The 7143-nt window shown below is 65.4% G+C and carries 6 protein-coding genes; 2 read left to right on the top strand and 4 right to left on the bottom strand.

The window, feature by feature from the left end; translation table 11 throughout:
• Positions 1-89: 89 nt before the first annotated feature.
• The 4 genes from ACTIIH_RS03365 to ACTIIH_RS03350 all read right to left on the bottom strand — a co-directional run bounded on the left by ACTIIH_RS03365 (position 90) and on the right by ACTIIH_RS03350 (position 5236).
• A complete protein-coding gene (locus tag ACTIIH_RS03365) occupies positions 90-2180 on the bottom strand; it encodes an HNH endonuclease signature motif containing protein (RefSeq protein WP_441450450.1) in 2091 nt (696 codons plus the stop codon).
• Positions 2181-2547: 367 nt separating this feature from the next.
• Positions 2548-3225 (bottom strand): HAD family hydrolase, encoded by a 678-nt coding sequence (locus ACTIIH_RS03360; protein WP_441450448.1) that lies wholly within the window; start codon positions 3223-3225, stop codon positions 2548-2550.
• A gap of 33 nt (positions 3226-3258) precedes the next feature.
• Positions 3259-4008, bottom strand: coding sequence for a M50 family metallopeptidase (locus ACTIIH_RS03355; RefSeq protein WP_441450446.1), 750 nt, complete (start codon positions 4006-4008; stop codon positions 3259-3261).
• A 121-nt stretch (positions 4009-4129) separates the two neighbouring features.
• Positions 4130-5236, bottom strand: a complete 1107-nt coding sequence (locus ACTIIH_RS03350) for a Gfo/Idh/MocA family protein (RefSeq protein WP_441450445.1) — start codon at positions 5234-5236, stop codon at positions 4130-4132.
• 199 nt (positions 5237-5435) lie between these two features.
• Here ACTIIH_RS03350 and ACTIIH_RS03345 point away from each other — a divergent pair, with 199 nt between their 5' ends.
• The gene (locus ACTIIH_RS03345; protein ID WP_441450444.1) at positions 5436-6338 is read left to right on the top strand and encodes a PhzF family phenazine biosynthesis protein; all 903 of its coding nucleotides are present in this window, start codon (positions 5436-5438) and stop codon (positions 6336-6338) included.
• A partial coding sequence (locus ACTIIH_RS03340; RefSeq protein ID WP_441450442.1) for a methyltransferase family protein occupies positions 6335-7143 on the top strand: 809 nt, incomplete at its 3' end. The genes ACTIIH_RS03345 and ACTIIH_RS03340, both read left to right, overlap by 4 nt.

The following is a 7143-nucleotide window of genomic DNA, read 5'->3' as shown; positions in this document are numbered from 1 at the left end:
AAAGACCGTTCGGACCCCGGTCGCCGTCTGCGAAGGCGCGCGGCCGGGGCCTCTTGCGTAACCAGGCTGCCGTCATAGCCCAGCTGCCGTCAGAACGGTGGCGGATCCCCGGAGTCCCAGTAGTTGTTCCACTCCACACCTCGACCGGGCTTCGCCTTCTGCGACCGGCGAGGCGCCTCGTCGGTTTCGGTACTCGAGACTCCCCCTGCCCCAGGCGTCGGGACACACTGGTCCCCTCGCCCCGAGTCTTCGAGCTTGGATCGGCGGGATGGCCCCGAGTTCTCGAGCCGTGCCGCTGGGCTCGGTTGGCCGTTGTCGCGAAGCTGTTCCGTGGTGCCGGGGCTCCGCTGTTCAAGCAGATTCGGCAGGTGGGCATAGTTCTCCACCTGACGGGCATGCTCGGCGTTGATCGGGTTGTCCGGCGGATACATTCGTGCGACGACACCACGAGTGAAGGAATACTCCACCGCCCCGTCCTCGGTCATTCGGACCGAGAACCGGCGGTCGGTCTTCGCCTGGTGGTCGGGTTTGCACAACGGGTGGAGGTTCTCGAACGTCGTCTGACCGCCCCGGGACGGATCGGCATGGTCGAAGGGGATGATGTGATCGACTTCCGACGTCTCTGCCCTGCGAGTGCAGCCCGGAGCAGAACAGGACTGCCATCTGCCGACCAAAGGTGCGCGCACGTCCGCAGGGATGTGGTAGCTGCGTGAGCGAGCATCGATCGGCGTACCTGTGGCGGGATCGGTGAGGATCCGGTGCCACGTGAGGCTCTCACCTGCGAGTGCCCGTGCCGCGTCAGGCGGCACCGGTGTGCCGTCCGAGAATGTTCCCGGCAGCTCCGACTTTCCCACCGCGGTGAGATAAGGAACCGTCACCATCACCTTGGCCTGCTCTCGGACCCACTGTCCGTGGGTGGGCATGACGAGTTTGATGGTGGTCTTCACGTCGGCGCCGGTGCCCGCCGCCTCTTCGGCTTCACGCTGCGCCGCCTGCGCGGTGCGGTCGACCGCGGCTGCAGTGATCGGAGCTGCGGGGTCCGCGTCGGCGGCGGTCTCGAGCGCGACTTCCTTGGTGGTGGTCTCACCGGTTGTGGTGTCGTGGGTCGTCACAGCGATGGTCATCTGCGGGGTTGCCCGAGTGGCGATATCGAACATGAGGGCGGCGATGCTGTCCTGATCGGCGACTTCGAGGCCGGCGATGTTCTCATCGGTGAGTGCCGAGATGGTGCCGTTGCGGATCGCTCGGGCGAATGCCTCGATGCGCAGGTAGAAGGCATTGAGTTCCACAGCGGGCCCGGACAGAGTCACCGAGGCGGTGCCGTCGGGGTAGGTCATGATGTCGATTCGGCGGCGCTTCTCGGCCAGTTCGGTTCTGTCGTCGACCGGCACGATCGCCGCGATCTTGAGATTCAGCGACTTCCTGAAGGTCTCCAGGGTGATATCGGCACGGCGGTCACCCAGGTAGGCATCAAGACGCGGCAGATACTCGAATGCGACATCTTTGATGACACGGGTCGCCGCAATCACGTGCTCGATCGTGAACTCACCGGCCAGGCAGCGCTGCAGGAACTTCGGCAGTCCGAACGCCAGTGTGACGGCGTTCGTGATCTCGTTGTAGGCACCTTCGCTCGTCGAGCCGAGGACCGTGGTCAGTTCCGCGATCTCTTCGCGCGTGGCGAGGTCGTGGACCCAGCTGTTGAAAGATTTGTGCAAACCGAACTTGGGGAAATTCGGAAGCGAACTCGCCGACGGACGCTGCGACTGATCGACAATGCTCTTCTCGGTTGCGGAAACATCATCGGTGCTTCCATCGGCGCACGTTTCAGCGGCGTCGTGCGATTCATCGACCTCGCCGGCAGCGACGTCGACACCACCGTCTGAAGCATCGTCCGCTTCGGCCCCATCGTCGGTGGCAGCACCTGCGGGGGCGGCGTCATCATCAGACTCGTCGAGAGGGCGGCCCTCGAGGACGAAACCGGTGGACGTCCAGGGGTCCACGAAGTCATCCCTTTCGGGCAGCAGCCCATCACGTGCCGTGATGAAGCGGCCGACGGTCTCGGTGAATGTCGCGTGGTAGTAGATCTCGTCGCCGAAGGCATAGCGGAGCTTCTCGAGCGCATCGGACAGAAACAGCCCGGCGACGGCTTGGAGCTCAGCGAGACGAACGCCCGTACTCAAGTGAGTCAGGCTGACGACTACGGCCATCGGCGAATCAGGGTCGACGTCGAGACGACGGGGTGAGTCAGGACCGACCAGAGGCACCTGAGGCGACGAAGCGGGGTCGGCCGAAGTCTCGGGCGAACCGGAGACTGGTTCATTCGAGGCATGCTCGAGACCCCTGTCGCCCGGATCCTGAGGATCCTTCATCAGTCTCGCCGCCTTTCACGTCGATGTGAATGCCTTGTGTCTATTCTACCTTCAAAGAGAAGAATTGAATGTCACAGTTCGATTACAAAAAGATTTTTTCTAATTTTCAATGATGTTTGCTGTTCTTTGATGAAGCACTCTCGTCTCAGGTCGAGAGCCACCTGCACGAGCCAGGCACCTATTCAGCCAGCAGACCGGGCAGCTGGTCCATCGCGCTGAAGGTCTCGGCCGCACCTGCTGCCAACAGTGTCTCCGCGGTCTGATGAACCGGAGAGTCCGGGCAGAACCCGAGCACACGGGATCCGGCCGCAGCGCCGGCGATCACCCCGGTGGGGGAATCTTCGATCACGGCCGACTCGGCGGGGTCGACCTGTAAGGATTCGGCTGCTGCCAAATAAACGTCCGGGGCGGGCTTCGATTTCGGCTGCTCCATGCCGGAGAAGATCCGACCCTCGAAGGCATCGAACAGGCCGATCTTACGCAGCTGCAGCTCGATCTTCGGACGATCCGCTCCCGACGCGCAGGCGATCCGGCCCGGGTAGATCTCGGCGATGCGGTCAACGGCATCAACGACTCCCGGAATCGCCTGGAGAGACGCCTCGAGCTGGGCATTGCGCCGCCGTCGGAACTCGGTCATCCACTCCTCGTCGATGCGGAATCCGGTGTGCTCTTCGATGACGTCAGCCTCGTCGCGGAGCATTTTGCCGACGAATCGCGCAATGCATTCGTCGGCGCTCAGCTGCCAGCCGAGCTCCTGCAGCATCTGATGGAGGACACCGTTCGTGATGCTTTCGGAGTCGACGAGGACTCCATCACAATCGAAGAGGATCGCGGAGTACTTCGGAAGTGGGGCCATACTCCGATTCTGCCAGCCGGCACTGCCGCACAATCACACCGCGCCGACCGACACCGCCGTATACAGCACCCGTGCGGTGGCGAGAGCGCAGACGATGATGACCAGCGCAAACAACGTCAGCCAGGCACCGGCGGGCAAGGCCGAACCCTGCGCGAGGATATAGGCATCGGACTGCTGCACGTGGCGCCGGCGCGTATGGACGCGAATGACCTTGACGAGGTCCTTGAGCGACCCGATCGTCAGCGCCGTGCCGAGCGCGGCGACGAAGACCGAGATCCATTCCAGCGGCAGGAAGACGACGACGAGCTGGGCCGCGATCGCCGTGATCACGGCGATGACCGCGCCCGCGAAGTTCCGGATGAAGATGAGCGCGACCAACAGGGCCAGCGCGCCGACTGACAGGGCCAAGGGGGCCCAACCGAAGACCGCCGAGGTGGCCAGGACGAGTCCGAGCACGCCCGGTGCCGGATATCCCCAGAAACCCGCCCATGCGGCGGAGAAGCCGACTCGGCCGAAGGAGTTCATCTGCCCCGAATGATCGAAGTTCAGCGAGATCCCTTTGACCACACGTCCCGTCATCAGGGCCGCGAATGCGTGGCCGAGCTCGTGGATAAAGGTCACGAACAGTCCGAAGAACCTCCAGATCCCCGGAGCCAGAGTCACGACCAGGGGCACTCCGATGACGAGCACGAGCCCGAGGACGTCGAGCTCGAGCCCGTCCTGCCGCCCGAAACCCGAGGTGATGGCATCCCACCACGTCGCCGTTGCCTGCTTGAAGTCCATAGCGGCCCAGTGTACGAACCCCTCCTGAGCGGGACCCTCAGGAGCTCCTCAGCGATTCGGAAGGTCGGGGCTCCGATGACTCGGGAGGTCGCGGTGCCCATGGCTCGGGAGGTCGAGGTGCCTAGACAGCCAGCGACTCGACATCGACCCAAGAACGTTCGTGTACCGACCGCAGCACGGCCTCCGTCACGAGCACGGCTCGCACCCCGTCTCGCAGAGTCGGCAGCCCCTCCGGTCGCTCGCCGGCGAAGTAGGCATAGGAGTCGGCGACGAAGCCATTGAACGCATCCTGGTATCCCTGCGGATGGCCGGCCGGGACCATACACAGACGCGCGGCATCGGCGGACAGGGAGTCGGGATCGCGGACAAGAAGCCCGCTGTCGGCACGCTGACCGAACCACAGCTGTTCGGGCCGCTCCTGCTCGAAGCGCATGCTCGCCTCAGTGCCGGCGATCTCCACGGTCAGTCCGTTCTTGCGTCCGGGCGCCAATTGGGACACCAGCAGGGAACCGATGGCACCACCGGTGAACTCGATCGTCACGGCCACGGTGTCCTCCGTGGTCACCGCGGTGCCGCCTCGGCGGGGGTGAACTGTTCTCGTGGTCGCCACAAGGGACGCTATCCGGTCATCGACGATGAATTCGATGAGGTCGACGAGGTGGGAGCCGATATCGGCGAAGGCCCGCGAAGGGCCGCCGCGCCCGGATTCGACGCGCCAGTTCTCGTCGCCGGAGCCGAGCAGCCAGTCCTGGAGGTATCCGGCGTCAACGGTCAGCAGCGTTCCGGCCTGACCCTCGCGGAATCGGGCGCGGGCTTCACGCACCATCGGGTGGTAGCGGTAGACGAACGGAACGGTCCCAAGCAGACCAGCTTCCTCGGCGCGGGCCAACACGGCACGCGCGGCCGTCGAATCAGTGGCCAAGGGCTTCTCGCAGATGATGTTCGATCCCGCGTCCAGCGCTTGCAGGGACTGCGCGGCGTGGAGGTCATTGGGAGTGCAGATGTGGACCGCATCGAAGGTGCGACCAAGAAGTTCATCGGACGAAGTCGAGGTCTCGAATCCGAGCTGGGCCGCCGCTTGTGCCGATCTCTCCGGCCGTGACGATGCGACTGAGTCGAGCACGGCTCCGGCCGACCGTGCGGCTCGACTGTGGACGCGGCCCATGAACCCGCCGCCGAGCATTCCGATGCGAGGACCTCGTCCCCGCGCAGTGACATCTGAGCGCATGCCTCATTATGCAATCACCTTCCGCACCGAGTCGACCGTCCCCCATTCCCGGAGCTGACACCCCCACGCCGCCGCAACTGACACCCCCGCGCCGCCGGGGACCAATCCACCGACGCTCCGGCCTGGGCCTTTACACTGTGAGAAGCGCCCGCGCAATCCCCCGCTCGCAGCGTGGTCCGCATCTTGCGAAGGAGTGTCATTGTCACAGCACCGCCGATTCGCCCAGGTCGATGTCTTCTCTGCCGTGCCCTTCCAGGGCAACCCCGTCGCGGTCATCATCGACGCCGATGGCCTCGATGAGGAGCAGATGGCCCGCATCGCGAACTGGACGAACCTGTCCGAGACCACCTTCATCCTCCCGCCCGACGACCCCGCAGCCGACTACCGTCTGCGCATCTTCACCCCGCATCGAGAACTGCCCTTCGCCGGCCACCCCACGCTCGGTTCGGCCGCGGCCTGGCTCGACGCCGTCGGGGCCCCGAAGCACGAGGATCGTATCGTCCAGGAGTGCGGTGCCGGCCTCGTCGACATCCGCAGATCCCCCCGCCGAGGCGGCCCGACCGACCCGAGCGCCGATTCCCCGACCGCCTCCGCCGCTGAACCATCCGAAACCCTCGCCTTCGCCGCCCCCGATCGCCTGCGGGCGGGTCCGCTCGACGACGCGTACGTCGATCAGATCGCGGTCGCCCTCGGCGTCGACCGCTCCGAGATCCTCGGCCACCAGTGGGCCGACAACGGCCCCGGCTGGGCGGCCGTGCGGCTGGCCAACGCCGAGAAGGTGCTCGCGCTCACCCCGGACTTCTCGGCCATCCCCGATGCGAAGCTCGGCGTCCTCGGCGCCCACCCGGAAGGGTCGGAGCACGAGTACGAGATCCGCGCCTTCGTGCCCGGAGTCGGAGTCGCCGAGGATCCGGTGACCGGCAGCCTCAACGCCTCCGTCGCCCAATGGCTCGTCGGTGAGAACCTGGCCCCAAACAGCTACACCGCGACCCAGGGAACCGCCCTCGGTCGTTCCGGAGTCGTCTCCATCACGGCCGAGGACGACGAGATCTGGGTCGGCGGAGACACATCCATCTGCATCCGCGGGACGGTGCACACATGAATCGACATCTCACCGAAGTGAACAAACCGAAGAAACGACTGCGCATCTTCCACGGCCGCATGTACTTCGCCCTCCAGGCCCTCGCCGGAGCGGCGTGGTGGCTGGGCACCGCGATGATTCCCGGAGTGGCGGACGCGACCCTCGGCAGCATCGACCCGCTGTTCATCGCGATCGTCGACATTCCGCTGTTCGTCATCGGTTCTGCCTTGGCCGCGCTCAACTTCCGCTGGGCGGTGTGGATCGTCACCGGGTGGACCGTGCTCGTGGCGCTGGGCATGGTCATCTATGCCACCGCCACCACCGAGGCGGGGCTCGGCGCCGTCCTCATGATCCTCGCCGCGCTCGGCAGCCTCCTTGCCGGGGGGCTCATGATCGTCGGCCGCATCCCGTCCGAGAAGCTCCTGGTCGGACCCTTCGCGTTCCGCAGTTCGCACACCCGCATCCGGTCCCGCCTGCTGATGCACACCACCATCCAGATCGTCGTGTTCTGGGGCGTGTTCCTCATCATCATCCCGGTCATCATCAAAGCCTTCGAAGACCGCTGGAACCTCGCCTACAAGTTCCCGATCCTCCTGGTCGTCGTCGGCTTCGCCCTGCTCGCCGTCTCCAGCGTCATCGGCGTGTGGTCGGCGCGGACGATCGCGAACTTCGGCTCCGGCACCCCGCTGCCCTCGCAGATGGCCCACCACCTCGTCGCCCGCGGCCCCTACGCCTTCGTCCGCAACCCGATGGCCATCGCCGGCATCGTCCAGGGTGTGGCGATGGGTCTGCTCATCGGTTCGTGGCTCGTCGTCGTGTACGCGCT

This window comes from Brevibacterium sp. (assembly GCF_052105255.1).
GTDB classification, from domain to species: Bacteria; Actinomycetota; Actinomycetes; order Actinomycetales; family Brevibacteriaceae; genus Brevibacterium; species Brevibacterium linens_B.
This window is presented reverse-complemented; position numbering and strand designations above follow the sequence as displayed.

Excerpts from the sequence above, each read along its gene's own strand:
- ACTIIH_RS03360 (WP_441450448.1), bottom strand. The coding sequence starts at position 3,225 with ATGGCCCCACTTCCGAAGTACTCCGCGATCCTCTTCGATTGTGATGGA.
- ACTIIH_RS03355 (WP_441450446.1), bottom strand. The coding sequence starts at position 4,008 with ATGGACTTCAAGCAGGCAACGGCGACGTGGTGGGATGCCATCACCTCG.
- ACTIIH_RS03350 (WP_441450445.1), bottom strand. The coding sequence starts at position 5,236 with ATGCGCTCAGATGTCACTGCGCGGGGACGAGGTCCTCGCATCGGAATG.